The sequence below is a fragment of the Vogesella lacus genome (genome assembly GCF_979366295.1).
In genome coordinates this window covers 120,905-146,796 of record NZ_CEETQT010000010.1, presented here as the reverse complement: position 1 = coordinate 146,796, position 25,892 = coordinate 120,905, and the positions used below count along the sequence as shown (strand labels likewise).

Sequence of the window (25,892 nt, the reverse complement as noted above, 5' to 3'; positions counted from 1 at the left end):
CGTTTTTATTTTGCGGTGGCGGGCGCATAGTGAGGGGCAGGAGGGCGCATCATGCAGATTCTGGAACTCACCGTCATCGAAAGTCGCAGCACCTCGCCGCGCATGCATATCCTCAAACTCGAAAAACCGGAAGGCTTCAGCTACCAGTGCGGGCACTACGCGCGGCTGTCGCTGCCGGACTTGCCCGATGTCTGGCGTGCCTATTCGCTGGTGTCGGCCCCGCACGAGCCCTGGCTTGAGCTGGTGTTGACGCGAGTGCAGGGCGGGCAGCTGAGTCCCGGGCTGTGTGCATTACAGGCTGGCGATCGGCTGCTGATGAAGGCGCAGGCTTTCGGTTTCTTTTTGCCGGATCAACTGTCGGCCGGTCAGCGCCTGTGGCTGACCGCCACCGGCAGCGGCGTCGGGCCGTTTATTGCCATGTTGCGTGCCCCGGCTTGCCTGGCGGCATTCGGCGAATGGCATTTGTTGTGGAGCGTGCGCGAGGCGGCGGATCTGGCTTATCTGGATGAATGCCGCGCGCTTGCGGCCAACTTGCCGGCCCTGCATTTCTGGCCGGTGGTGACGCGCGAGACGGGTTTTGCCGGCCTGCACGAGCGCATTCCGGCCTTGCTGGCGGATGAGGTTTTGCCGGTGAGGCTTGGCCAGCCGCCACTGGATGCCGCCAAGGATCGCGTGATGGTGTGCGGTAATCCGGATTTCACCGCCGAGATGCGCCAGCTCTTGAGTGGCAAGGGTTTTGCCAGCGGCCGGCGCGGCGCACAAGGCAGCATGGTGTTCGAGAATTACTGGCTGCCACCACGTGGCACAGCGGACTCAGGCCCACAGCCGGCGTAGCGCAACCTCCATCTGGCGGCAGTCTTCAAAATCGACCCGGCCCTGAATGGTGTAATCGGGCAGGGCGGTGTTGCGGATTTCGGGGGGTGTCATCGGCATGCCGTGGCGGTTGTACAGGCAGTAGCACAGCGGAGTGTTCTTGGTTGTGCGCTGCTTGACCACTGCTATCTCGCCGTTCTTGAGCTTGACCAGCGTGCCCGGCGGAATCAGCCCCATCGCCTTGATCAGTTTCTGGATCAGCTGATTGTCCAGCTGGCGGCTCTGGCCGACATAAAGATCGCGCATCGCGGCCATCGGAAAGTAGGCCTTGGGCCGATAGGGCCGTGGCCGCGTCATCGCGCAATAGACATCGGCCACCGCCAGCAGCTTGCCGGCGAGGCTGATCTGGCTGGCTTGCAGCGCATGCGGATAGCCCGAGCCATCCAGCCTTTCATGATGCTGCAGCACGGCCTGCAGCCACAATTTGTCGCTGATGCCGATTTTTTGCAGGGCCATTGCGCTGCTCAGCGGGTGCTGATTGACCAGTTTTTTCTTGTCGGCTGGCAGCTCGGCCTCGTTATTGGCAAGGCCAAGAATGCCGATATCGTGAGTGATCGCGGCGCAGACCAGCGACAGGATTTCGGCCTTGTTCAGGGTGCCATCGGCCTCGGCCAGCAAGGCGCTGACCACGCCGACCGAAAGATGATGGCGAATCGAGTATTCGCCTTCGTGAAACAGGTGAATCGCGGCAATCGCCGCCTCGGCATCCTGGCTGGCGGCCTGCAATAGCCGGCTGGCGATAGACTGGATGCGTGCGGGGAATTGTTCCTGATGCAGATTGCTCTGGAAGTCGCGCAGGGTCAGCGCCAGCGTGGTCGCCGCATGCTGTACCACGGCAAATACCCCATCCTTGCCGGCGGCGGCCTGGGACTGGCCGCGCTTTTGTGCCTGCATGGCCAGCAGAACTTCCTTGTGACCTTGCTCCAGCAGTTTTTCTTTCAGCTGCTTGTCATCCAGCACCGCGCCCTTATTGAGCAGGAGTTGGCCGCTGGCATTGTAAATGGCTTGCTCCAGCGGTTTGCCAATCAGCACATCGGTTGAGGAAATCTGTTTGAGAGCCATGATGTGGAGTCATTTTGCAGCAAAGGGTTAATAGTATTGATAATGCAAAATGATTATTTGATTTTCATCAAAGATATATTTTTAAGCCAGCTTTTGCATGATGTGCGATGCCGGTTTGCTCATGGTAAAGTAGTGCGTTTTTTTGCCGGATTGTGGCATTTGCGATCAGTTGGCAGTGTTTGCAGCCATATTGATTTCGCGTTTTCAGATTTTCAGGAGCATGTTTGTGGTGAATATTGCCGAGCTTGAACCCAAGGTGGTCTGGGAGCATTTTCAGACCTTGTGTGACATTCCGCGTCCGTCCAAGCATGAGGAAGTGCTGCGCGATTATCTGAAGGGCTGGGCGGAGCTGCGCGGTCTGGAAACGGTTGTGGATGCGGTCGGCAACCTGATCGTCCGCAAGCCGGCAACGCCGGGCATGGAAAACCGCGTACCGGTGGTGATCCAGAATCACCTGGACATGGTTTGCCAGGCCAATACCGGCACCGTGCATGACTTCTTCAAGGATCCGATTCGTCCGGTGCTGAAGGATGGCTGGCTGATTGCCGAAAATACTACCCTCGGTGCCGATAACGGTATCGGTGTAGCGCTGGGTCTGGCTGTGCTGGAAAGCAGCGATGTCGCGCATGGCCCGCTGGAAGTGCTGATGACGCTGGATGAAGAAGCCGGCATGGGCGGTGCGCTGGGTCTGGAGCCGGGTCTGTTGCAGGCTCGCATGATGATCAATATCGATACCGAAGAGTGGGGCGAGTTCTATATGGGCTGCGCCGGCGGTATCGACGTGAATGTGCGTCGCGACTATGCCGAAGAGGCCGTGCCGGCTGGCTACAAGGTTGGCCGCATCGCTGTTGCTGGCCTGATGGGCGGCCACTCCGGTGCTGACATCCATCTGGGTCGCGGTAATGCCAACAAGCTCTTGGTGCGCCTGTTGCGCGAGCTGACGATGCTGGAAGGCGTGCGTCTGGTGTCGCTGCAGGGCGGTACCGCGCGCAATGCGCTGCCGCGCGAAGCGTTTGCCGTGATTGCCTATCCGGATGCACAAGCCGGCAGCATTGCTGCTGCCATCGATGCGGCGCAGTCGCTGTGGCGTTTCGAGCTGGCTGGCATAGACGAAGGCGTGACGCTGGCGCTGTCCGCTGCCGAAGCCGGCAAGATGATGGCTGCTGCCGATCAGCAGGCGGTACTGGCGGCTTTTCATGCCGCACCGCATGGCGTGAAGCGCATGAGCCAGCGTGTGACCGGCGTGGTGGAAACCTCGAACAACCTGGGTGTAATCAGCCTGGCCGATGGCAAGATTTTTGCCAACCTGATGGTGCGCTCCCTGCTGGATAGCGGCTTCCGCAATCTGGCCGACGAGATCTCGGGCCTGTTTGATCTGGCCGGTTTTGCCGTGCAGACCGAAGGTGGTTATCCAGGCTGGGCGCCGAACCCGTCGTCGAAACTGCTGGCAGTCTGCCAGGGTGCCTACAAGCAGGCTTTTGGTGCGGATTCGTCGGTGCAGGTGATTCACGCCGGCCTCGAGTGCGGCATCATCGGCTCCAAGTACCCGCAGCTGGACATGGTGTCCTTCGGCCCGAATATCCGTGGTGCGCATGCGCCGGGCGAGCGGGTTGAAGTCGCCTCGGTAGGCCATGCCTGGGTACTGTTGCAGGAAATCCTGAAAGCCATCCCCGAGGCTTAAGGCCTGCCAGCAATACCGCGACCCTTGGTGGCGTCGACTGTACTGTCCTGGTCGGCGCGCCTTGGCTCGGCGGTTTTGCCGATTTTGATCAGCGGTAAGCGGTAATGCCTTGTCGGCTATTGCTTGGCAGGGTTGGCCGCAAGCTGTTTGCCGGCGCAGCATTCACGCACATAGTGTGCGAATGCCTCGGCCGGCAAGGGCTGGCAATACAGATAGCCCTGATAGGCCAGACAGCCGCAACTGGCCAGTGCCGCGCGCTGGGCTTCGTTCTCCACCCCTTCGGCGACAATTTCCAGCCCGAGACTCTCGGCCAGCGCGACAATCATGCGGATGATCGCCATTTCCCCCTGGCTGTGCTGAATATCCCTGACAAAACTGCGATCAATTTTCAGCTGATCCAGCGGCAGTCGCCGCAGATAGGACAGCGAAGAGTAGCCGGTGCCGAAGTCATCAAGCGCAAAGCTGATGCCCAGTTGGCGCAGCTGCTGCATCTTGTGGCAGATATCGTCAAGGTCCTGCAATAGCAGGCTTTCGGTCAATTCCAGTTTCAACAGGTGCGGCTTGGCGCCGGTATTCGCCAGGATTTGGGTCAGCAGGCTGACAAAGCCGGCTTGCTGAAACTGCCTCGCACTCACATTGACCGACAGCGGCAGCGTCGCCAGCGCGTCATCGCCTTGCCAGTCGGCCAACTGCTGACAGGCGGCACGCAAGATCCAGTCGCCCAGGGGCAAGATCTGGCCGTTTTCTTCTGCCTGCGCAATGAATTCGATCGGGTTGATCTGGCCCATTTGCGGATGCAGCCAGCGCACCATGGCCTCGCTGCCAAGCAATTGTCCATGCTGGTTGTGCTGTGGCTGGAAGAATAGGCAAAACTCGCCGGCCTGCAGGGCACGATACATATCGAGTTCCAGCAGGGCACGCTGAGCCATGCTGGCCTGCAGGGCCGGGTTGAAAAAGCACAGATTATTGCGGCCGGCAGCCTTGGCCTGATACATGGCCAGATCCGCCTGTTTCAGCAACTCGTCGCGTGCTTCGTGGCCCGGCTGGAATAAGGCAATGCCGATGCTGGCGGTGTTGTGCAGCGCCTCGCCTGCCAGCCGGAAGGGTTGGCGCAGTGCGGCCAACATCTGCTGGCCAAAGCGGCCGGCCTGTTCACGCGCTTCGTCCTGGTTATTGCTGAGGTTTTCACTCAGTACCACGAATTCATCACCGCCAAGCCGGGCAATCACGCAGCTGGGCGGCAGTGCATGCCTGAGGCGCGCGGCAACCTGCTGCAGCAACTGGTCGCCCTGATCGTGGCCGCGGGTGTCGTTGATGGTCTTGAAATTGTCGAGGTCAATAAAGAACAGCGCGCCAAAGCCCTGATCATGGCCGGCGGTTTCCAGCACCAGTTCCAGTTTTTCCAGCAGGTATTGCCGATTGGGCAGGCCGGTCAGCGAGTCGAAGTAGGCGAGGTGGCGGATGCGCTCTTCGGCCAGCTTGCGGGCATTGATATCGGCAATCACGCCGACGAGGCCGCTCACCCGGCCGTCAGCTTCCTGAAACGGCTTGCCGGTCAACTGCCCCCAGAACACGCTACCGTCACTGCGCAGGTAGCGCCGCTCGATATCGATTTCCATGCGTGCGCCATTCAGCAGATCGCTGAGGTTGCGATGGGCGCTGGCCTCATCGCCTTTGGCAATCAACTCGGTGTAGTGCTTGCCAACCAGGCTGTCGCCCGCAATGCCGAACATCTCGGCCATGCGGCGATTAGCATTGATGATGAAACCCTGATGGTCCACGCGGAAAATGCTGACACTGGAAGTATCGAGAATCTGCGCGAGCAAAGCTTCGCGCGCGACCAGCGCCTCGGTGCGGGCGCTGACAATCAGCTCCAGCTGCTGGTTAAGCTTGGCCAGCTCCTGCGTGGATTCCTGCTGGCGCAGCCGGTCAAGCCCGTTGTCGCCCAGCATGGTGGCGAGCTGAGCGTACAGCTCGGTCAGTTTTCTGGCGTGTTCGGGCGGGACAACCGGCAGCTTGTTGATGGCTGCCAGATAGCTGTCGGTATCGAAGCCCATCTTGTGTGCCTGCTGGCGAAAGAAAGCCAGGTCCGGGGGCGCACTGAGAAACTGGCCGGTAAATACATTAGCCAGATGCTGGCCGTCAATCACGATGGGTGCGGCGGTGTCGATCAGGCCGTTGTGGCAGCTGTAGATCGCAAAATGCTTGCCTTCGGTCATGCTGCAGGCCAGCGAGGTATCGCTCTCGATGCAGCGGCGGCAGCTGTCGGGATGCTGGCGGTGAAAGCGGGTACAGGCTTCTTGCCAGCCGGCATGCGCCAGCACATGGCCATCCAGGTCAATCACGGCATTGGCAATGCCCAGCACAGCATGCCAGCTATCCAGCAGCGTCTGCAGTTTGGGAATATCGACCAGATCGGTGTACTTGAGGGCGGGGGGCATGCTTATCGCGACATGACAGTTTATTGCCAAGTATCACTAATAAGACTGAGAAGTGCAATTTACTGAATAATCAGGGCGGCAAGGTGTGGTAAAGCCGGGCAGCAAGCTGCCCGGCCGTGATGCTTAGGCGGTATGGAAGCGGCTGAAGCTGCGACGGATTTCGTCGGTCAGCTCGCTCATGCGGTTGGCCGCACGCACGGCTTCGTCGGCGGCCTCGTTATTGCGCTGGGCAATGCTGGTGATGCGCTCGACTTCCTTGGATACCTGTTCGCCGGCGCGTGCCTGGTCAGACAGGGCCGAGGCGATAGACTGCACGCTCTGGCCGACCGATTCGGTGCCGCTGCGAATCGATACGATGGATTTGCCGGCCAGCTGACCCTGGCTTGCGCTGGTGTGGGCGCGCTCGACCGACTGGTTCATCGCCTCGACGGCTTCTTGCGAGCTGACGCGAATCGCGCTGATCATGCTGGCGATTTCGCCGGTGGCCTTGGTGGTACGTTCGGCCAGCTTGCGCACTTCATCAGCTACCACGGCAAAGCCACGGCCTTGCTCGCCGGCGCGGGCCGCTTCGATGGCGGCATTCAGTGCCAGCAGATTGGTCTGGTCGGCGACGTCACGAATCACCGATACGATGCTGTCGATGGTCTGCGACTGGCGGCCCAGCTCGTTGATGCTGCCAGAGGTACTGCGAATCAGGCCGCTGATGGCGTCCATTTCGTGTACTGCGCTCTGGATGATGGCCACGCCATGGCTGGCGTCGTCATTGGCGGTGCGGGCGGCCTGTTCGGCGCTGCCGGCATTGATGTGCAGCTCTTGCACGCCGACAGCCATTTGCTGGATCACGCTGGCCATCTCGTCAGCGGCGCGGCTCTGCTCTTGCGAGCGATTGACCAGGCGTTGCATGGTGTGGCGCAGCTCGTCGGAGGCCGAGCTGCTTTCCTGCACGCTGCGCTCGACGGTGCGCAGCGCTTCGTTGAGTTCTTGCACCATGCGCGACAGGTTGTACAACAGCGAGCTGTTGTCCCCTTTGCTGATCTGCACCTGCACGCCCAGATTGCCGTGGGCGATTTCCTTCATCACCTGTGCGGCATAGTCAGGCTCGCCACCCAGCTGGCGGGTCAGCGAACGGGCAATCAGGAGGGCAACCGCCACGCTGGCAGCCACGCTGACCAGAATCGCGATGATGGCGGCCAACATGGTTTCCTGCAGGGTGGAGGTGGTTTCGGCTTTCTGCTGCTGCATCACTTCGGTGTGATAGGCAATCAGCTTGTCCAGCTGCATGTTCAGCAGACGCTCTTGCGGCTCCAGCTTTTCCGACACAATGATGGAGGCGTCCCATTTCTGGCGCACGATCATCGGCAACAGCTGTTCGACCAGTGCGCTGAATTCCTTCATCGACTTTTCGATCTTGCCGACCATTTCCAGCTCTTGCTGGTCTTTGGCCAGCGTTTTCATCTCGGCAAACTGCTTTTGCGCGCTGGTGGCGGATTTCTTCAGGATGCCCAGTTTCTCTTCGACCAGCTTGTCATCGCTTTCCAGCAAGATGGTACGTGCGGCATTGGTGACAGCCAGCAGATCGCCATTCAGCGCGCGCGAGTTCTGGATGACCGGAATGCGGTATTCAACCAGCTCTGACACGCGGGTCTGGATATTGCTGAGGCGGAACAGCGTGAAGGCGGAGCCCAGAACGAGCAAGGTGATGACTGCAGCAAAGCCCAGGCTTAGCCTGTGGGCCAGTTTGAGTTTCCCCATTACTTACTTCCTTGTATGTGTGTATGCAGCGAAGTTTTATTTTTGCGGTGCACAATTTTAATTGGCCACGCCTTTATTAGATTTTTGTTACGAATAAACGCTTTTATACAAAATGTCTAGGGGTTTACCCATATTTTGCATGCAAAAATTGCTTTGGTATGTTGTGCAAAGCCATGTATGAAAAATGCGAATGATCGCTATGAATAATTTTTCTTGATGTGGGTGATCAGCCAGTGCGCAATCGAGTGTCCGGCCGGGATGGCTGGCAGGGCATCCAGATCAAACCAGGCGGCATCTTCGATTTCGCCGGCTTGCGGGGTGATCTCGCCCGACAGGTATTCGGCATGAAAAGCCAGCATCAGCGAATGCGGAAACGGCCAGGATTGCGAGGCCAGATATTGCAGCTTGTGCACGCGGATGCCGACCTCCTCGAAAGCCTCGCGCTCGACGCAGGATTCCACCGTCTCGCCCGGCTCGACAAAGCCGGCCAGCGCGCTATACATGCCGGGCGCAAAATGCGGGCTGCGCGCCAGCAGAATCTGCCGGCCACGGGTAATCGCCAGCATCATGGCCGGTGACAGGCGCGGGTAGTACAGCTCGCCACAGCTCGGACAGGCCTTGCCCTTGTCGTGCAGGTTGGCCGCAAGCGGGCTGGCACACGCACCGCAGTAACGATGATTGCGCTCGAAGCGGCGCAGCTGGATGGCACGGCTGAGCAGCGGCACCTGGCTGGCGGGCAGGCAGGCCATGCACTGGCGCTGGCTCATCAGCTGCCAGTCGGCCGGTGCGGCACCGATCAGCTCGCACGACCAGTAATTGAATTGCCCGTCCTGACCGACAAACTGCCGGCTACCGCTATTGGCCGGTGCCGTGGTGGGCAGTTGCTGCGCCTGCATCAGGCATTGCTGGCCATCAAAGACAAACCATTGTGCGGGCAGGGCAGGATCGGGCTGATCGGGCAGGAATTGGGTCATGATGTCACCGGCGAAGTAGGGGGCCGGGCGATTTTACGCCGCCCCCGAGCCTGCGCCTAGCCGGCCTGCAGTTGCGTCTCGCCCATGGCGTCTATCTGCCAGCCGGCGTGTGAAGGTTCGCGCCGGGCGCGGATCTGCCAGTCAAAAGCCTGGCTCAGCTGCTCGCTGTGCATGATGTGCTCCGGCGTGCCCTGGGCAACGACCTTGCCCTCGGCCAAGAGGATCAGCCAGTGCGCATAGTTGGCCGCCATGCCCAGGTCGTGCAGCACGGTAATCACCGTGCGGCCGGTCAGCGCCACGCGATTGAGCCAGCGCAGCAGGATGTGCTGGTGGCGTATGTCGAGGTGATTGGTCGGCTCGTCGAGTATCACCACCGGCGTGCTTTGTGCCATGGCGCGCGCAATCGCGGCGCGCTGGCGCTCGCCACCCGACAGGCTGGCAAGACGGCGTTTGGCCAGATCCTGCAGTTCCATCGTTTGCATCGCCAGCGACACCACTTCGCGGTCGAGATCTGATGGGCGTGAGAACCAGCCGCGATGCGGATGACGGCCCAGCATCACATAGTCTTCGACCGCCAGCGGGCTATCGGCGGCCTCGTGCTGCGACACCCAGGCAATGCGCTTGCCGTCAGCCAGAATTCGCGCCATCGGCTGGCCGAACAGGCAGCCCTGGCACTGGCCATCATGGCCGGCCAGCGCGCGCAGCAGCGTGGTCTTGCCGGCACCGTTAGGGCCGATGACAGCAGTAACGCGATTGGCCGGAATGCATAGTTGGCCGCAGCTGAGCAGGGTGCGTTCGCCGCGGCAGACTTGCAGGCGGCTGATTTCAAAAGCGTGATCAAGCATGATGTCCCCTTTGCTGGCGCCAGAGCAGCCACAGGAAAAACGGCGGGCCGGCAAAGGCGGCAATCACGCCGGCCGGCAACTCCACCGGATAGGCCGCCTCGCGGCCAACGGTATCGATAAGCAGCAAAAACAGCGCGCCAACCCAGGCCGAATGCAGGATCAGCGCCCGCCGTGTGCCGCCGCGCAGCAGCATCAGCGCATTGGGTACCATCATGCCGACAAAGCCGATGATGCCCGACAGGGTGACCGCGCCGCCGGTCAGCAGGGCGGCGGCAATGGCAGTCAGCAGGCGCGTGCGGCCAAGCTTGACACCCAGTGCTCGGGCGCTGTCTTCGCCCAGCAGCAGGCAATCGAGCTGGCGGGCAATCGCCAGTAGCAAGCCGCCGCCGACCGCCATCAGCGGCAGCACATAAGGCTGCTCGGCAAAACGGTTTTCGGCCAAGCTGCCGGACAGCCAGCTCATCGCGCCGCGCAGCGTCAGATCATCCGACAAGAACAGCAACAGGCTGACCATGGCACCGCAACAGGCACCCACGACCACGCCGATAATCAGCAGGCTGGCCTGGCTGTTGCCGCATAGTCGGTCGAGTAGCAGGATCAGCCCGGTAGCGGCCAGGCCGCCAGCAAAGGCGGCCAGTGGCAGCGGCAGGCTGCTGATGCCCAGTGCCATCACGCTGACCACCGCCAGCGCCGCCCCGCTGGAAGTGCCGATCAGGCCGGGGTCGGCCAGCGGGTTGCGAAACAGCGCCTGCAAGGCCGCGCCACTGGCGGCCAGCGCCGCGCCGACAATCAGCGCATTGGCAATGCGTGGCAGGCGCAGCTGCAGCAGTAGCGGGTCTTGCCAGTCGGGACGCTGCCAGACGCCACCGCCAAGGCCGCAAATCAGCCAGATCAGCAGCAAGGCTGCCGGCAGCCATAGCCAGCCGCTGGCCGGCAGGCGCAGGGCAGGCAGGGGGAGAGCGAGCACCTTGCTCATGGCAGCTGCTGCAGGCGCTGGATCACGGCAGGGCTGTGCATGCCCAGGCGCAGAAAGTCGGCCGCGGGCCAGGCCAGCACCTTGCCTTCACGCGCTGCCGGGCTGCTGGTCAGTTCCGGCCTTGCGGCCAACTTGGCGACGCTGCCGTACACCGGTGCATTGTGGCTGGCGACAATCACGATATCGGGCGCGGCCTTCAGCCAGGCTTCGGGATTCATCGGCAGAAAACCCTTGATGTTGGCCGCAGCATTGATACCGCCGGCGGCGCGAATCAGCGCATCACCGGCGGTGCCGCTGCCGGCCACCAGCCGGCCGTCGTAGCTGAACAGCATCCGCTTGCCGCTGCTTTTGCCGGCTGGCTTGGCGGTAAAGGCTTGCAGCCAGCTGGCGGCCAACTTGCGGCCCTGTTCCGGCTTGCCCACTGCCTCGGCCAGCTGGTTTAGCCCTTGGGCAAAGCCGGCCGGGCTTTCGCTGTGGCGTATGGTCTGCACCTTGAGGCCCAGCTGCTGAAGCTGACGATAAATGCCGGCTGGCTGGGCTTGATCGCTGCCGATCACCAGATCCGGTCTGGCGGCCAGAATCGGCGGCGCCGCCAGTGCACGCGAGCTGCCGATAACCGGTATCTGTTGCAGCGCTTCGTGCCGCGCCAGCTGGTCGCGGCCAACCAGCAGCGCCTGGCTGTCGAGCGCCAGCATCATCTCGGCGACATCGGGCGTCAGCGCCACCACGCGCTGTGGCGTGGCGTGGGCAAGCGTGCCGGTAGCCAGAAGCAAGGCAAACAGGCTGCGCTTAAGCATGATCTAGCTCCTGTTGCGGCAGGCTGTCGGCCAGTTGTCGCCAGCCGCCATGCTCGGCCTCGCCTTCGATGCGGCGGCCGAAGAAGGTCACGATGGTCTGGCCATCGGCATCCAGCGCTTCGATGGCTGTGATGATGCCGTCGCGGGTAGGGCGACGGATGCGCCACAGCTCGGCAATGCCACCATCCTGCAAATGCAGATTGAATTGCGGGTCGAGCACATTTAGCCAATCGCCGACGCGACGGATGGTCTTGACCGGCCCGCTGTGAATCTGCACCGCGCCGCGATTGCCGACAAACACCATGATGGGCAGCTGCGCGGCCGCGGCTTGCTGCAGCAGGGTTTCGACGCCAGTGCGGGCCAAGGCTTCGGCGTGACCGGCCGGCGCATGGCGGAAGGCCTGGCGGCGACTGAGTGCGTGCTTGCCCAGCAAGCTGTGAAAGTGATGCACATCCTGCAGCGCCAGCCAGCCGGCGCGAAAATCAGCCAGATCAGCTGTCGGTGGCAGCTCGCTGGGTTGTGTGCTGGCCGGCTCGAAGACGGGCAGCTGCGTCAGCGGCAGCTGGTGATGCGCAATCAGCGCTTCCAGCGCTGGCAATTTGTCGGCGTCTTGCAGATAAAGCTTGATCACCGCCGTGCCGTGGCGGTCAAAAAACTGCAGGCTGTGCAAGGTGCCGCGCGGGCCGTCCTGTCGGCAGGCCAGTACGCAGTGCCAGTGCTTGAGGAACAGGCGCAGATCGAGGCCGTCCGGGTCCAGCTGCAGGGCGATTTCCTGGCCGCTGAGCTGATTGAAGCTGCCGATGGTTTCGTGCACGGCCAGCTCGTTGCGGGTGATGGCCTTGACCTGGCCAAGGCTGGCCAGCTCGTCCAGCAAGGGGCGTTGCCAGGCCAGCAGCCGGCTGCCTGCCAGGTTGGCCGCAAGTTCGGCTTCGCTGACGCCTAGCTGGCGGGCGGCATCGCGCTGGCGCAGTTGTGGCTGGCTGGCCAAGAGTGCCTGGTGGCGTTCGGTCAGAGTGAGAGTGATATGCATGTGGCGGTCTTTCAGAAGCGGGTTTCCAGGCTCAGTTGCAGGTGGCGGCGTGGCTGGCTCAGACTGTCGGCCGGCTTGGTGCCGAGATTGCGCAGGTCAGCCCATTGCCAGTATTTCTTGTCGGTGACATTGCCGAGCTTGGCGCGTAGCAGGCTTTGCTTGCCGAGGCGGTAATGGCCGCCCAGATCCAGCGCGCCATAGCCAGGGCTGGTCAGCGTCTGTTTGCTGTCGCGCTTGGCTGCGGCCAACTGCCAGTCGGCGTAGAGGCCCCAGTCGGCCTGGCTGTAGGCGAGGCCGAGCTTGCCGCGCAGCGGGTCAACACTCTCCAGTGGGCCATCGCTGCTCTTGCCCTTGGTCCAGGTGAGGCTGGCATCCAGCTGCCAGTTGGCCGCCACTTGCCAGCGGGCCGCAGCCTCGGCACCGTGGATGCGTACCTTGTCGCGGTTCTGGTACTGGTAGCTGCCGGCTGGCCAGCGCGGGTCGTTGTCGTTGAGGCGAACCTGATCGATGAAGTCCTGATAGTGGTTGTGGAAGAGATTCAGCTGAGCCTGCCAGCGCGCCTGTTGCCATTTGCCGCCCAGCTCGATGCCGCGCGCTTTTTCCGAGCGCAGATCGGCATTGGGCAAGACACGATAGCCGCTACGCGCATTATTAAAGCTCATGAAGGCCGAATCGAACGGCGGGGCGCGGAAGCCGCTGTTGAGGCTGGCAAACAGGGTGCTGCCGGCAGTAAGCGGCAGCGCGAGCTCCAGTCGTGGTGACAGCGCCTGATCGCTGAACTGGCGCACGACATTGGCGCCACCGTTGGCCGCGTCGTAAATCGCATCGCGCTGCGGTGTCATGCGGTAGCGGTCGAAGCGGATGGCTGGCGTCAGGCGCAGGCCGCTGGCGTGCTGCCATTCCTGCTGCAGGAAAAAGGCCAGTCTTTCGCTGCGATTGTCGGGGAAGGTCTTGCTCTGGCTGCTGCTGCGGCTATTGCTGCTGGCAGTCAGGCGCTCGGTATCGCTGCGGGTGGCTTCGAAGCCGGCCAGCAGGCGATGTGCGCCAAGTTGCCATTGCAGCTGGCCTTCCAGGCCGAGTATTGCTTGTTCGAAGCGGTTGTCTTCGCGCTGGCTGCCGCTGTCACGCAGCTCCAGCGCGCGATCGCGATTGATGAGGTGCTGGCGATAGGCCAGCAGGCTGCCCTGGCGCAGTTCGCCATTGCCGCGATAGCGGTATTCGACCGCGTGGCGCTGGCGTCGGGTTTCATCGTCGCTGTTTTTGTCCAGCAGGGTGTAGGCGGGGCCATAGCCGCTGACGCGTCCCAGTTGTGACAGCAGCTGGCTGGTTTGCTGGCGTTTGAAGTTCTCGTGGGTGAGGTGCAGTTGATGCGGGCCTTCGCTGCCGATGGCCAGCTTGGCCAGCAGGTTCTGGCTGTCAGACAGTTGCGGGTCCGGCGCGGTGCGGCCCTTGCTGTTGCGACGATCATTGCCGAAGTTGTCGAGCTCGTGGCTACGGCGATGGCTGAGCATCAGCATGCCGGCAACTTGCTGGCCTGCGGCGGCGAGGCTGAGGGTGCTGGCATGGCTGGCGTTGCTGCCGTCGTAGCTTTGCTTGAAGCCGGCATGCAGCGGGTGGTCGATATCGACGAAGTCTGCCGGCGCATAGCTTTGCATGGCGACACGGCCGCCGATGGCGTCACTGCCAAACAGCGCCGAGCTTGGCCCTTTGTTGATGGTGATGTCACGCAGGGTGTCCGGCTCGACCAGATCGCGGCCGGAAATCGCGCCGGCGCCGGACAGATAGGCTTCGGGCAAGCGCTGGCCATCAAGCTGCATCAGCACGCGATTGTTCTCGATGCCGCGGATATTGACGCCGGCGGCGCCGCGGCGGCCCTGGTCGCTGCTGACGCTGATGCCGGGCTGCTGACTCAGCAGCTCGGACAGATTGCCAGCCTGGCGTTTGGCCAGTTCTTGCTTGTCGATCAGTTCGACATTCGGGGCGGTTGCGGCCAACTGTTGCTCAAGACGGTTGGCGGTAACGGTGATGTTCTCCAGCAGGGCGGATGGCGTTTGCGCCAGCGCTGGCAGGGTGGTGCCAAGGCAGAGTCCGGCTGCGGTGAACAGGATAGGCTTGGACATGGCCTGTTGTTCTCCGGTGTGGCGGTGCACCCTGGCTGGCTTGTGGCTGGCTAACGGTGTGAGGTGGGTGTGTAATGCTTACTTGATCAGGATGAGCTTGTTGCTGCGCGTCAGTTGCAGGCGATATTGCTGGCCGTCGTGCTGGATCAGGATTTCTTTCAGGCCGGCAAACAGGGTATGGCTGTGCAATACCGTGGTTTCGGCGCGTTGATCGGCTGGGCTTTGTCGGTCTGTTACGGGTTTGACGTGGTTCATGCTCACCTCCATTTGATAAGAATAATTCTTATTTAGATTTGTGGCAAGCAATAGTCAATCTGGTGCGTGGCTGGAGAGAGAGTGGGCAAAGAAAAGGCTGGCGAGGACTTGTGCCTCGCCAGCCTGTCTCAAGGTGAGGTATGTATCAAAGCTGGTTCAGGGTTTGCCGGCAGTCACGCGCTTCCTGTTCTATGCGTTCGAACAGCTCGGCAACGGTGGGGATATCGTCCAGCAGGCCCTGCACCTGACCGATCAGCTGCACGCCTTGCTGGTGATCACCATCCTGGATGGCAAGGCGGATCGATTCGGTTGCTGCGCCGAACTGGGCGAGCTGGCGCAGTTGTTGTGGTTGCTGCAGCATGCCGCCAATGGCGACTTTCATCACGGGCATCTTCAGCTTGCGGGCGGTGCTGATCGAACGCCAGGCGGCCAGCAACAGATTCAGCGGTTTGCGCGTCAGGCGGCGGGCGGTTGGTGTGTCCATGACGCGGCACCACAATCCGTCGAAGTTTTTCGAGTAGATCGTGTCGCTGACATGGCGCTGGCGGATCATTTCCTTGGTGGTCTGATGGACCGGGCTTTCGCGTGTCATGGCAAGGCGGCTACCCATGGCGACGCCATCGGCACCCAGCGCCAAGGCGGCAATCAGACCTTGCCCCGTGCCAAAACCGCCGGCAGCGATGATAGGCAGGGTGCACGCTTTGCGAATGGCTGGGATCAGCACCAGCGAGGTTACGGCGCCACCATGCGCGGCGGCTTCATGACCGGTCACCAGCAGGGCGTCGGCACCGTCGCGTTCGGCAGCTAGGGCATGTTTCTCGGTAACCACGGTGGCAATCACCTTGCCGCCATAGGCATGTGCGCGCTTGACGATCCAGTCGCCTTTGCCCAGCGAGAAATTGATCACCGGAACTTGCTCGACCAGCGCGACTTCAGCGTTTTCACGAGCACCGGGCATCATCAGCGTACAGCCGATGCCGAACGGTTTGTAGGTCAGTTCGCGGATGCGGCGAATGGCGGCGCGGGTTTCATCGGCGGACAGCGGGCCGCTGGCCAGAATGCCAAGACCACCGGCGTTGCAGGTGGCAGCTACCAGCTCTGGCGTGGCGATATAGCTCATGCCGGGGCAGATCAATGGACGTTCAATGCCGAGCAGGCGCGTGAGTCGGGTTTGCATTTTGCTGCCTCGTCATGGGTAATGCGTTATTCTTGCCATAACTTTTCAATAATTTCAAACGGTCGTTTGATCATGTATCTCGTAGTGATTGGCTGGTTGTACGTGGTGCTGATGCTGGCAGTGGTGCAGGATAGTGTTGTTCGTGCTGGCATCATCATGTTTTTCCTGGGTTTTTTGCCGACATTGATTGCCTTGCGCTTGCGTCGTCGGCGTATTCGCCGCAAGCGTGACCCGGATGGTGAATTCTAGGCATCTTGAAGCCCGCGATTTTTTGATGTTAGAATTGCGAGTTCCCCCGATTTGCGGGGGATATCACGCACATCCGTACCAAAGGGTGCCCGGCCAGTTGGCCAGGTTTTCTGTACGGATGGAGGCATAACCCTTTAGGAGAATTCCATGTCCAACGTGACCATGCGTCAAATGCTTGAGGCCGGCGTACACTTCGGCCACCAGACCCGTTTCTGGAACCCGAAAATGGCTCAGTACATTTTTGGCAGCCGCAACAAGATTCACATCATCAACCTGGAAAAAACCCTGCCGCTGTTCGTGCAGGCACAGGACTATGTGCGTCGTCTGAGCGCCAATAAGGGTACCGTTCTGTTTGTAGGCACCAAGCGTCAAGCGCGTGAAATCGTTCGCGAAGAAGCTGCTCGCGCAGGCGTTCCGTTCGTTGATCATCGCTGGTTGGGCGGCATGCTGACCAACTACAAGACCGTCAAGCAATCCATCAAGCGTCTGGAAGACAAGCGCGCTGCTCTGGAACTGGCTGGCGACTCCGGTTACAACAAGAAAGAGCTGCTGGATATGCAGCGCGAAGTTGAGAAGCTGGAGCGCTCCCTGGGCGGTATCAAGGATATGAAAGGTCTGCCGGACGCGATCTTCGTTATCGATACCGGTTACCAGAAAGGTGCCGTTGTTGAAGCCAAGAAGCTGGGTATCCCGGTAATCGGCGTTGTTGATACCAACAACTCCCCGGATGGCATCGACTACGTTATCCCAGGTAACGACGACTCCAGCCGCGCTATCCGTCTGTACGCTCGCGGTATCGCTGACGCCGTACTGGAAGGCCGTGCTCAGTCGCTGCAGGAAATCGTTGCAGCAGCCGAAGCCGCAGCCGAGTAAGTTGGCAGGCAGAAAGGGGCGAAAGCCCCTTTTTTTGAACCCTGCGTCTTAAAGTATCAAATCAATTCAAGGAGTACATCATGGCGGAAATCACCGCAAAGATGGTATCTGACCTGCGCGTTGCGACTGGTCTGGGCATGATGGAGTGCAAGAAGGCACTGGTTGAGTCCGAGGGCGATTTCGCCAAGGCTGAAGAAATCCTGCGCATCAAGTCCGGTGCCAAGGCTTCCAAGATGGCTGGCCGCGTGGCTGCCGAAGGTATCATCGGTTCTTTCGTAGCTGGTGGCGTTGGCGCCCTGGTTGAAGTGAACTGCGAGACTGACTTCGTTGCCAAGGATCCTACCTTCATCGCTCTGGCTACCGCTGCAGCCCAGGCTGTTGTTGCGGCCAACCCGGCTGATGTTGAAGCACTGGCTTCTGTTGAAGTTGACGGCGTTGCTGTTGAAGAAATCCGCAAGGCAGCCATTGCCAAGCTGGGCGAGAACATGACCATCCGTCGTTTCGTTCGTTACGAAACTGATGGTTCCATCGCTACCTACCTGCACGGTGCCAAAATCGGCGTTATCGTTGATTTCAAAGGTGAAGAGCAGATCGGTAAAGACGTTGCCATGCACGTTGCCGCTTCCAAGCCTATCTGTGTATCCAAGGATCAGGTTTCTGCCGATACCCTGGAGCAGGAGCGCAAGATCTACACCGCTCAGGCTGCTGAATCCGGCAAGCCGGCTGACATCGTTGCCAAGATGGTTGAAGGCCGCGTGAACAAGTTCCTGGCCGAAGTGACCCTGCTGGGTCAGCCGTTCGTGAAGAATCCGGACGTTACCGTAGAAAAACTGCTGGCCGAAAAAGGCGCTTCCGTCAAAGCATTCACCATGTTTGTGGTGGGTGAAGGCATCGAGAAGAAAGTGGTTGACTACGCGGCTGAAGTGGCTGCTGCTGCCAAGCTGTAATATTCGTTAGCAATAACGAACAAACGGCACCCTGCCTTGCAGGGTGCCGTTTTGCAAATATAATTCCTAGAACTGTCCCTGCCTGAGGTAATCATGAGCCAAGCGCCTGCTTATAAAAGAATCCTGCTGAAGTTGTCCGGTGAGGCCCTGATGGGCGATGACAGCTACGGCATCAATCGTGCCACCATCGAGCAGATTGTCGGTCAGATCAAGGAAGTGGTCGGTTTGGGCGTGCAGGTAGGTATTGTCATTGGTGGCGGCAATATCTTCCGTGGCGTGGCGCCTGCCGCAGCCGGCATGGACCGTGCAACTGCCGATTATATGGGTATGATGGCAACTGTCATGAATGCGCTGGCGCTGAAGGATGCGATGACCAAGGCGGGTCTGATTGCCCGTGTGCAGTCGGCACTGACCATGCAGCAGATTGCCGAGCCGTATGTTCGCGGCAAGGCCATGCAGTATCTGGAAGAGGGCAAGGTTGTCATTTTTGCCGCCGGTACCGGTAACCCGTTCTTTACTACCGACACGGCTGCAGCGCTACGCGGTATGGAAATGAATGTTGACATCATGCTGAAGGCCACCAAGGTTGATGGCGTGTATACCGATGATCCGAAGAAAAACCCGGAGGCGGTGCGCTATCAGACCCTGACCTTTGATGAGGCGATCGGCCGCAATCTGAAGGTAATGGATGCGACAGCCTTTGCGCTGTGCCGTGACCAGCATCTGAATATCAAGGTATTCAGCATCTTCAAGGACGGCGCGCTCAAGCGCGTGGTGCTTGGCGAAGATGAAGGCACGCTGGTACACTGCTGATCTTGTAAAAGATAGCGACAGAGCGGAAACGGCGCGGGCTGTTTTCCGCTTTGTTTTTTGGATAATTGACAGGAGTAGTCATGATTAATGATGTGAAAAAGTCGGCTGAGCACAAGATGCAAAAGACCATCGAAACCTACAAGGCTGATCTGGCCAAGGTTCGTACCGGTCGTGCCCATACCGGTTTGCTCGATCATGTCATGGTTGAGTACTACGGCAGCGACGTGCCGGTAAATCAGGTGGCCAACGTGACCCTGATCGATGCCCGCACCATCGGCGTGCAGCCTTGGGAAAAGAGCATGGCTGCCAAGATCGAAAAGGCTATCCGTGATTGCGATCTGGGTCTGAACCCATCGTCCATGGGTGAACTGATCCGCGTGCCGATGCCGATGCTGACAGAAGAGCGTCGTCGTGACCTGACCAAGGTTGTCCGTGGTGAAGCGGAAGGTGCCCGCGTTGCGGTGCGTAATGTTCGTCGTGACGCCAATAACGACTTCAAGAATCTTCTGAAAGACAAGGCAATCACTGAAGACGAAGAGCGTCGTGGTCAGGATGAAATCCAGAAACTGACTGACAAGTTCACTGCCGAGATCGACAAGCTGCTGGCAGCCAAAGAAGCAGAATTGATGGCTGTCTGAGGGTACTGACTTGTTCGCAAGCTCGACACAGAATGTGCCTGAAGCCAGCGTGGTTCCGCGGCATATTGCCATCATCATGGATGGCAATGGCCGCTGGGCCAAAAAACGCTTTATGCCGCGAGTGGCGGGGCACAAGCAAGGGCTGGATGCAGTCCGCAATACCGTCAAAACCTGCGCCAGCCTCGGTGTTTCCTACCTGACGCTTTTTGCCTTCTCTACCGAGAATTGGCGTCGCCCGCAGGAGGAAGTCAGCTTCCTGATGGGTTTGTTTCTGGGTGCGCTGGAACGCGAGGTGGAAAAGCTGCATGGCAGCAATATCCGCCTTCGCGTCATTGGCAGTCGCGAAAGATTCTCCAGCGAAATCAACAAGCGCATCGATGAGGCTGAGGCGCGAACTGCGGCCAACAGTGGCCTCGTGCTGACGATTGCAGCTGATTATGGCGGTCGCTGGGATATCATGCAGGCAGCCAATCGTGCCTTGGCTGACGGGGTAAAGGAGCTGGATGAGGAGGCAATCAATGATCGCCTTTCCATGGCTTACGCACCCGAGCCAGATCTGTTTATTCGAACCGGTGGCGAGCAGCGCATCAGTAACTTCCTGATGTGGCAACTTGCTTATACCGAGCTTTTCTTCACCGAGACGTTGTGGCCGGACTTTGACGACAAAGCCCTGAATGCTGCCATTGCGTCTTTCCATTCCCGAGAGCGCCGTTTCGGACGAACCAGCGAACAGCTGCCCGAAAACCAGCGCCGAGGCTGATCAATGCTCAAAACGCGTATCCTGACAGCGCTGGTTCTGCTTCCCCTGATGTTGGCTGCCCTGTTTCTGTTTGGCGGCGCGGCGTGGGCGGCATTTTCCTGGCTGATCATCGTACTGGCGATGTGGGAGTTTGCCCGCATGGCCGGTTTCACGTCGACACAGCGCCGGCTGTATCTTGGCGTATCGAGTCTGGCAGCTCTGCTGGCCTGGTTGTTCGCCTATCAGCCGGGGCCGGCTGTCATGTCCGTATCTCTGCTCGTGTGGCTGGGTGTCACGCCGATGTGGTTATACAAACGCTGGTCCTTGCCCAAAGGGGCAAAAGCCGTGGCGCTGGGCTGGGCTTTGCTGTTCCCGGCGTGGTTTGCCATGCTGGCCTGGCGGCCGGAGCCGGTGCTGGCTGACAGCCTGCAGCTGCTGGCGGTAATGGGCCTTGTCTGGGTGGCGGATGTCTCGGCCTATTTTGCCGGCAAGACCTTTGGTCGTCACAAGCTCGCACCGGCCATCAGTCCGGGGAAAACCTGGGAAGGTGTGGCTGGTGCGGTAGTTGGCGTAACGGCTTATGTCTGGTTCGTTGCCGAGCAGCACTGGATGCAGCTGGATATCCCTTTGCTATGGCTGTTACCGATTGCCATGGCGCTGACTGCTGTCAGCGTGATTGGTGATCTGCTTGAATCGTGGTTCAAGCGCAGTGCCGGCATCAAGGACAGCAGCAGCCTGCTGCCGGGGCACGGTGGTGTGTTTGACCGTATCGACAGCCTGATTGCGGTGCTGGCCGTTTCGCATGCTCTGCGACTAATCCTGATTTGAATCCATGATGAAGCAGCAAGGAATTACCGTACTGGGTGCCACTGGCAGCATAGGCAGCAATACCCTTGATGTGGTGGCCGCCCATCCCGAGCGCTACCGCGTGGTCGCGCTGACGGCCCATAGCCAGGTCGACAAGCTGTTCGAGCAATGCTGCCGCTTCCGCCCGCAGCTGGCGGTGGTCGGCAATGCCGAGTATGCCTCGCGTCTGCGTGCCATGTTGGTCGCAGCCGATTGCGCGACCGAAGTGCTGCATGGCGAGGATGCCGTGGTGGCTGCCGCGACGCATGATGATGCCGATATGGTGATGGCGGCGATAGTCGGTGCTGCCGGCTTGCGGCCAACCCTGGCTGCCGCCGCGCTGGGCAAGCGTATCCTGCTGGCGAACAAGGAGTCGCTGGTGGTGGCGGGTGAGCTGTTCATGCAGACGATTCGTGCCAGTGGTGCCGAGTTGTTGCCGGTGGATAGCGAACACAATGCGCTGTTCCAGTCGCTGCCGGCAGACTACTGTGGCGATCTGGATGCGCATGGTATTGAAGAGTTGATCCTGACTGCATCTGGCGGACCGTTCCGTACTCGTCAAGGAAGTCTTGATGCGGTGACGCCGGCAGATGCCTGCAATCATCCGAACTGGGTGATGGGGCGAAAGATTTCAGTAGATTCAGCCAGCCTGATGAACAAGGGGCTGGAGGTGATCGAAGCGCGCTGGTTGTTCAATGCGCCGCCCGAGCGCATCAAGGTGATTGTTCACCCGCAAAGCGTGATCCATTCTATGGTGCGCTACAGCGATGGTTCGGTGCTGGCGCAGCTGGGTACACCCGACATGCGCACGCCGATTGCCTATGCCATGTCCTGGCCGCAACGCATCAGTGCGCCGGTCAAGCCGCTGGATTTTGCCCAGCTGTCCGGCCTGACGTTCGAGGCACCTGACTTGCAGCGCTTCCCTTGCCTGCAAATGGCCTTTGATGTGCTGCATGCGGGTGGTGCGGCACCTGCAGTGCTCAATGCGGCCAACGAGGTCGCCGTCGAAGCCTTCCTGCAAGAGCGCATCCGCTTTACTGATATTCCGCGTCTGGTAGCCAAGGCGCTGGACGAGCTGGATCTGTCTGCCGCCGATAGTCTGGATGCCTTGCTGGCACGAGATGCGGCAGTGCGCTCCCGCGTCTGGCAGTGGGTAGCGGCATGACCACCATCCTGGCTTTCTTGCTGGTCATCGGCGTACTGGTCACCGTTCACGAGTACGGCCACTATCTGATGGCACGTCGTTGCGGCGTGAAAGTCACCGAATTTGCTATCGGTTTTGGCAAGCCGATTTTCAGCTGGCAGCGCGGTGAGACGCGCTGGATGTTGTGCTGGCTGCCGCTGGGTGGCTATGTACGCATGCTGGATTCGCGGGAGGCCGAGGTTGATCCGGCAGATGTCGCGCGCGCGTTTGATCGTGTTCATCCAGCAAAACGTATCCTGATTGCGCTGGCGGGTCCTGCGGCCAACCTGCTGCTGGCGATTGTGCTGTTTTTTGCGGTGATGCAGGGCGAGCAGACCCGTCTGGCGGCCAAGGTCGGCACCGTGGCGCCTGAGTCGGCGATGGCTGCTGCTGGCGTGCATGAGGGTGATGTCATCGAGGCGGTCAATGCCCGCCAGGTGTCGGATTGGCATCAGCTGCGCCTGGCGCTGTCAGATGCAGTGGCGCTGGATGATGGCATGACGCTGCATGTGCGTCGCGAGGGCGAGGAGCTGACCTTGCCCGTGCCTTTGACGGCATTCGGTTTGGCGAAGCTGGATGAGCATACCCTGTCAAAACTGGGTGTGATGCCGGTGCGTTATCGTCTGGAGTTGGCGCGGGTGGTGCCTGACGGCGCTGCCGATAAGGCCGGCCTGCGAGTTGGCGATAAATTGTTGCGTGCCGATGGCCGGCAAATTGCCTCTTGGGCAGCCTGGGTCAGCTATGTACAGGCAAGACCGGGGCAGAGCATCAAGCTGGAGATCGAGCGTCAACAGCAGGTGCAAAGCATTGTACTGACTGTGGCTGCTGACGAGGTCGCGGGGCAGAAGGTTGGCCGCATTGGTGCAGCACCGGCTATTGACGAGGTCTGGATGCAGGGTCTGCAGCAGACTGTCGTGGTCGGCTCGCTGGATGCGCTGGTCGCGGCGGCGGAGCGCACCTGGCAACTGGCCAGCTCCAGTCTGCGCATGATGGGCGCGATGATCATGGGCAGTGTGTCGATGCAGGCACTCAGCGGCCCCTTGACCATTGCTGACTACGCCGGCAAGAGTGCTGATCTGGGCCTTGTGCCAATGCTGGAATTCATGGCGCTGATCAGCGTCAGCTTGGGGGTTTTCAATCTGCTGCCCGTACCCGTGTTGGATGGCGGGCAGTTGCTGTATCATGTCGCGGAATGGATTCGTGGGCGACCGCTTCCGGAACGGGTATTCGAAATTGGCCAGCGACTGGGGATGGCGATCATCTTGATGGTCATGTTGCTGGCACTGTTCAATGACTTCGGCCGCATCTTAGCCGGATAGGATTACAAGAAACATGCACAAACACATGCTTGCTGCCGCGGTTGCCGCGGTTTTCATGGCACCCGCGTGGGCAGCTGACGGTTTTGTCATCAAAGATATCCGCATCGAAGGTCTGCAGCGTACCGAGCCCGGTACCGTATTCAGCTATCTGCCGGTCAAGGTAGGCGATACCTTCGGCAAGGATCAGGCCTCGGAAAGCATCAAGGCATTGTTTGCCACCGGCTTCTTCAATGATGTCCGTGTAGAAAATCAGGGCGAAGTGCTGATCGTATCGGTCAGCGAGCGCCCGGTCATCGCGCAGCTCAATATCAGCGGCTCCAAGGAGTTCAGCAAAGAGCAACTGACCAAGGCACTCAAGGAAAACGGCTTTGCCGAGTCACGCATTTTCGATCAGGCGTTGCTTGATCAGGCGGTGCAAGAACTCAAGCGCCAGTATTTCAGCAAGGGCAAGTATTCGGTCGAGATCACCCCGCAGGTCACACGCCTTGAGCGTAACCGCGTGGCCGTGTCGCTGGATGTGGTTGAGGGTGTGACCGCACGTATCCGTGATATCCGTATCGTGGGTGCCCGTGATTTTGACGAGAGCGACCTGCTGGAAGAGCTGGAGCTGACTTCCAGCGGCTGGATGACCTGGCTGTCTGGCTTGGATAAATACTCCAAGCAGCTGTTGTCTTCCGATCTCGAAAAACTGCGTGCGCATTACCAGAACCAGGGCTATGCCGACTTCAATATCGAGTCGACCCAGGTGGCCATCAGCGCTGACAAGCAGGACATGTTTGTCACCATCAATATCAAGGAAGGTCGTCAGTATCGTTTGAGCGACATTCGTGTTGCCGGCGATCTGAAAGTGCCCGAGGCAGAGTTGTTGCCACTGCTGAAAGTCAAGCAAGGCGACCTGTTTAACCGTGAGTTGATCAACGAAAGCGTACTGGCACTGACTGATCGCCTCGGCGAGGAAGGTTATGCTTTTGCCAATGTTAACGTTGCCCCGCAGCTTGACGAGAAGGAAGCCAAACTCGGTCTGACCTTCTATGTGGACCCGGGTCGTCTGACTTCGGTGCGTCGCATCAGCGTTGCCGGCAATACCCGTACCCGTGATGAAGTCGTGCGTCGCGAACTGCGTCAGCTGGAAAGCGCGCAGTACGATGGTCAGGCGATCAAGCGCAGCAAGGAGCGTCTGGAGCTGCTGGGCTACTTCGAGAGCGTGGACGTGGCTACCCAGCCGGTGGTGGATACGCCTGACCAGGTTGACATGAATGTCACCGTGAAAGAGCGTCCGACTGGTTCTATCCAGGCCGGTGTCGGTTTCGCTCAGGGCGAAGGCTTGCAGTTGAATGCATCGATCTCGCAAACCAACGTACTGGGTTCGGGCAAATCGCTGTCGGTCAGCTTTGCCAACGGCAAGACCAGCAAGAATGCCTCGATTTCGTTTACTGATCCGTACTTTACGGTTGATGGCGTCAGCCTCGGTTACGACTTGTACAGCCGTACCTACAACCCTGAAAAGATCGACCGCAGCCAGTACAGCACCAAGACTATCGGTGCAGCGATGCGTTTTGGCGTGCCGATCACCGAGTACGATCGTATCAGCCTGAGTATCGGTGCCGAGAACACCAAACTGACGCTGTACGATGACAGCCCGCAGCGCTACAAAGACTTTGTTGGCCAGTACGGTCCGAGCAACTCGACCCTGCTGGCGACTGCCGGCTGGTCGCGTGATACCCGCGACAGCTCCTTGTGGCCAACCCGTGGTGCCAATATCAGCGTGTACGCCGATGCCGGTCTGCCAGGTGGCGATATGCAGTATTACCGCATCACGCACAACCAGACCTGGTTCTGGCCGCTGTCCAAAAACTACACCTTTGCGCTGAGTGGCGAAGTCGGTTTTGCCAATGGCTATGGCCGTACCAGCCGTCTGCCGTTCTTCCAGAACTTCTATCTGGGTGGTATCGGTTCGGTGCGTGGCTACGAGAATGGCTCGCTGGGCCCGCATGACGCCAATGGCGACTCTTTGGGCGGTACCCGCAAGGCAGCCTTCTCGGCTGAAGTGCTGTTCCCCTTCCCGGGCATGAAGAACAACCGCAGTCTGCGTACCAGCGTGTTCTTTGATGGTGGCAGTCTGTGGGATCCGAACGATACCTCGGTTACCGCTACCGGCGGCCTGCGTTACTCGACCGGCTTGGCCTTTGCCTGGTTGTCGCCTATCGGCCCGATGAAGTTCAGCTACGCGCTGCCTATTGGTGCCAAGGAAACCGATCAGAAGAAGCGCTTCCAGTTCACACTGGGTACCGTATTCTAAGGA

At 60.0% G+C, this 25,892-nt stretch carries 23 protein-coding genes; 12 read left to right on the top strand and 11 right to left on the bottom strand.

Annotation, left to right across the window (positions count from 1 at the left end; translation table 11 throughout):
• Positions 1–51: 51 nt before the first annotated feature.
• The gene (locus ACZ9W6_RS14055; RefSeq protein WP_465191791.1) at positions 52–834 is read left to right on the top strand and encodes a ferredoxin--NADP reductase; all 783 of its coding nucleotides are present in this window, start codon (positions 52–54) and stop codon (positions 832–834) included.
• Here the strand turns inward: ACZ9W6_RS14055 and ACZ9W6_RS14050 are convergent.
• The gene (locus ACZ9W6_RS14050) at positions 814–1,935 is read right to left on the bottom strand and encodes an HD-GYP domain-containing protein (protein ID WP_465191790.1); all 1,122 of its coding nucleotides are present in this window, start codon (positions 1,933–1,935) and stop codon (positions 814–816) included. The two genes, ACZ9W6_RS14055 and ACZ9W6_RS14050, sit on opposite strands and share 21 nt — an antisense overlap.
• A 220-nt stretch (positions 1,936–2,155) precedes the next feature.
• Here ACZ9W6_RS14050 and ACZ9W6_RS14045 point away from each other — a divergent pair, with 220 nt between their 5' ends.
• On the top strand, positions 2,156–3,616 hold the full coding sequence (locus tag ACZ9W6_RS14045; protein ID WP_465191789.1) for an aminoacyl-histidine dipeptidase: 1,461 nt from the start codon (positions 2,156–2,158) through the stop codon (positions 3,614–3,616).
• A gap of 116 nt (positions 3,617–3,732) precedes the next feature.
• Here ACZ9W6_RS14045 and ACZ9W6_RS14040 read toward each other — a convergent pair whose 3' ends face one another.
• From ACZ9W6_RS14040 to ACZ9W6_RS13995, 10 genes are all read right to left on the bottom strand, one after another.
• Positions 3,733–6,057, bottom strand: a complete 2,325-nt coding sequence (locus ACZ9W6_RS14040) for a putative bifunctional diguanylate cyclase/phosphodiesterase (RefSeq protein ID WP_465191788.1) — start codon at positions 6,055–6,057, stop codon at positions 3,733–3,735.
• Between the two features lie 123 nt (positions 6,058–6,180).
• Positions 6,181–7,809, bottom strand: a complete 1,629-nt coding sequence (locus tag ACZ9W6_RS14035; RefSeq protein ID WP_465191787.1) for a methyl-accepting chemotaxis protein — start codon at positions 7,807–7,809, stop codon at positions 6,181–6,183.
• Between the two features lie 197 nt (positions 7,810–8,006).
• The gene (gene nudC, locus ACZ9W6_RS14030; RefSeq protein WP_465191786.1) at positions 8,007–8,783 is read right to left on the bottom strand and encodes an NAD(+) diphosphatase; all 777 of its coding nucleotides are present in this window, start codon (positions 8,781–8,783) and stop codon (positions 8,007–8,009) included.
• 56 nt (positions 8,784–8,839) lie between these two features.
• Entirely contained in the window at positions 8,840–9,628 is a 789-nt protein-coding gene (locus tag ACZ9W6_RS14025; protein WP_465191785.1) for an ABC transporter ATP-binding protein, read from the bottom strand.
• Entirely contained in the window at positions 9,621–10,604 is a 984-nt protein-coding gene (locus ACZ9W6_RS14020; protein WP_465191784.1) for a FecCD family ABC transporter permease, read from the bottom strand. The genes ACZ9W6_RS14025 and ACZ9W6_RS14020 overlap by 8 nt, the downstream gene beginning before the upstream one ends.
• On the bottom strand, positions 10,601–11,401 hold the full coding sequence (locus ACZ9W6_RS14015) for a heme/hemin ABC transporter substrate-binding protein (RefSeq protein WP_465191783.1): 801 nt from the start codon (positions 11,399–11,401) through the stop codon (positions 10,601–10,603). Before ACZ9W6_RS14015 ends, ACZ9W6_RS14020 begins: the two co-directional genes overlap by 4 nt.
• The gene (locus ACZ9W6_RS14010) at positions 11,394–12,431 is read right to left on the bottom strand and encodes a hemin-degrading factor (RefSeq protein WP_465191782.1); all 1,038 of its coding nucleotides are present in this window, start codon (positions 12,429–12,431) and stop codon (positions 11,394–11,396) included. The genes ACZ9W6_RS14015 and ACZ9W6_RS14010 overlap by 8 nt, the downstream gene beginning before the upstream one ends.
• A gap of 11 nt (positions 12,432–12,442) precedes the next feature.
• Positions 12,443–14,551: a TonB-dependent hemoglobin/transferrin/lactoferrin family receptor gene (locus tag ACZ9W6_RS14005; protein WP_465191781.1), complete on the bottom strand. Its 2,109-nt coding sequence runs from the start codon at positions 14,549–14,551 to the stop codon at positions 12,443–12,445.
• A 78-nt stretch (positions 14,552–14,629) separates the two neighbouring features.
• Positions 14,630–14,806, bottom strand: a complete 177-nt coding sequence (hemP, locus tag ACZ9W6_RS14000) for a hemin uptake protein HemP (RefSeq protein ID WP_465191780.1) — start codon at positions 14,804–14,806, stop codon at positions 14,630–14,632.
• Positions 14,807–14,951: 145 nt separating this feature from the next.
• Positions 14,952–15,983, bottom strand: coding sequence for an NAD(P)H-dependent flavin oxidoreductase (locus ACZ9W6_RS13995; protein ID WP_465191779.1), 1,032 nt, complete (start codon positions 15,981–15,983; stop codon positions 14,952–14,954).
• 72 nt (positions 15,984–16,055) lie between these two features.
• On the opposite strand from ACZ9W6_RS13995, the gene ACZ9W6_RS13990 reads away from it, so the two are divergent.
• The 10 genes from ACZ9W6_RS13990 to bamA all read left to right on the top strand — a co-directional run bounded on the left by ACZ9W6_RS13990 (position 16,056) and on the right by bamA (position 25,889).
• Positions 16,056–16,232, top strand: a complete 177-nt coding sequence (locus tag ACZ9W6_RS13990; RefSeq protein ID WP_465191778.1) for a hypothetical protein — start codon at positions 16,056–16,058, stop codon at positions 16,230–16,232.
• Between the two features lie 147 nt (positions 16,233–16,379).
• Positions 16,380–17,105 carry a 30S ribosomal protein S2 gene (rpsB, locus tag ACZ9W6_RS13985; RefSeq protein WP_465191777.1) on the top strand — a complete coding sequence of 242 codons (726 nt, stop codon included), beginning with the start codon at positions 16,380–16,382 and terminating at the stop codon, positions 17,103–17,105.
• 80 nt (positions 17,106–17,185) lie between these two features.
• A complete protein-coding gene (gene tsf, locus ACZ9W6_RS13980) occupies positions 17,186–18,052 on the top strand; it encodes a translation elongation factor Ts (RefSeq protein WP_465191776.1) in 867 nt (288 codons plus the stop codon).
• Positions 18,053–18,145: 93 nt separating this feature from the next.
• On the top strand, positions 18,146–18,865 hold the full coding sequence (gene pyrH / locus ACZ9W6_RS13975; RefSeq protein ID WP_465191775.1) for a UMP kinase: 720 nt from the start codon (positions 18,146–18,148) through the stop codon (positions 18,863–18,865).
• A gap of 80 nt (positions 18,866–18,945) precedes the next feature.
• Complete coding sequence (gene frr / locus ACZ9W6_RS13970) at positions 18,946–19,503, top strand: ribosome recycling factor (RefSeq protein WP_465191774.1); 558 nt, start codon at positions 18,946–18,948, stop codon at positions 19,501–19,503.
• 10 nt (positions 19,504–19,513) lie between these two features.
• Entirely contained in the window at positions 19,514–20,263 is a 750-nt protein-coding gene (locus tag ACZ9W6_RS13965) for an isoprenyl transferase (protein ID WP_465191773.1), read from the top strand.
• 3 nt (positions 20,264–20,266) lie between these two features.
• Positions 20,267–21,070: a phosphatidate cytidylyltransferase gene (locus ACZ9W6_RS13960; protein WP_465191772.1), complete on the top strand. Its 804-nt coding sequence runs from the start codon at positions 20,267–20,269 to the stop codon at positions 21,068–21,070.
• Positions 21,071–21,077: 7 nt separating this feature from the next.
• Positions 21,078–22,253 (top strand): 1-deoxy-D-xylulose-5-phosphate reductoisomerase, encoded by a 1,176-nt coding sequence (gene ispC / locus ACZ9W6_RS13955; RefSeq protein ID WP_465191862.1) that lies wholly within the window; start codon positions 21,078–21,080, stop codon positions 22,251–22,253.
• The gene (rseP, locus tag ACZ9W6_RS13950) at positions 22,250–23,590 is read left to right on the top strand and encodes an RIP metalloprotease RseP (RefSeq protein ID WP_465191771.1); all 1,341 of its coding nucleotides are present in this window, start codon (positions 22,250–22,252) and stop codon (positions 23,588–23,590) included. Before ispC ends, rseP begins: the two co-directional genes overlap by 4 nt.
• A gap of 13 nt (positions 23,591–23,603) precedes the next feature.
• Positions 23,604–25,889, top strand: a complete 2,286-nt coding sequence (gene bamA / locus ACZ9W6_RS13945; protein WP_465191770.1) for an outer membrane protein assembly factor BamA — start codon at positions 23,604–23,606, stop codon at positions 25,887–25,889.
• Positions 25,890–25,892: the final 3 nt, after the last annotated feature.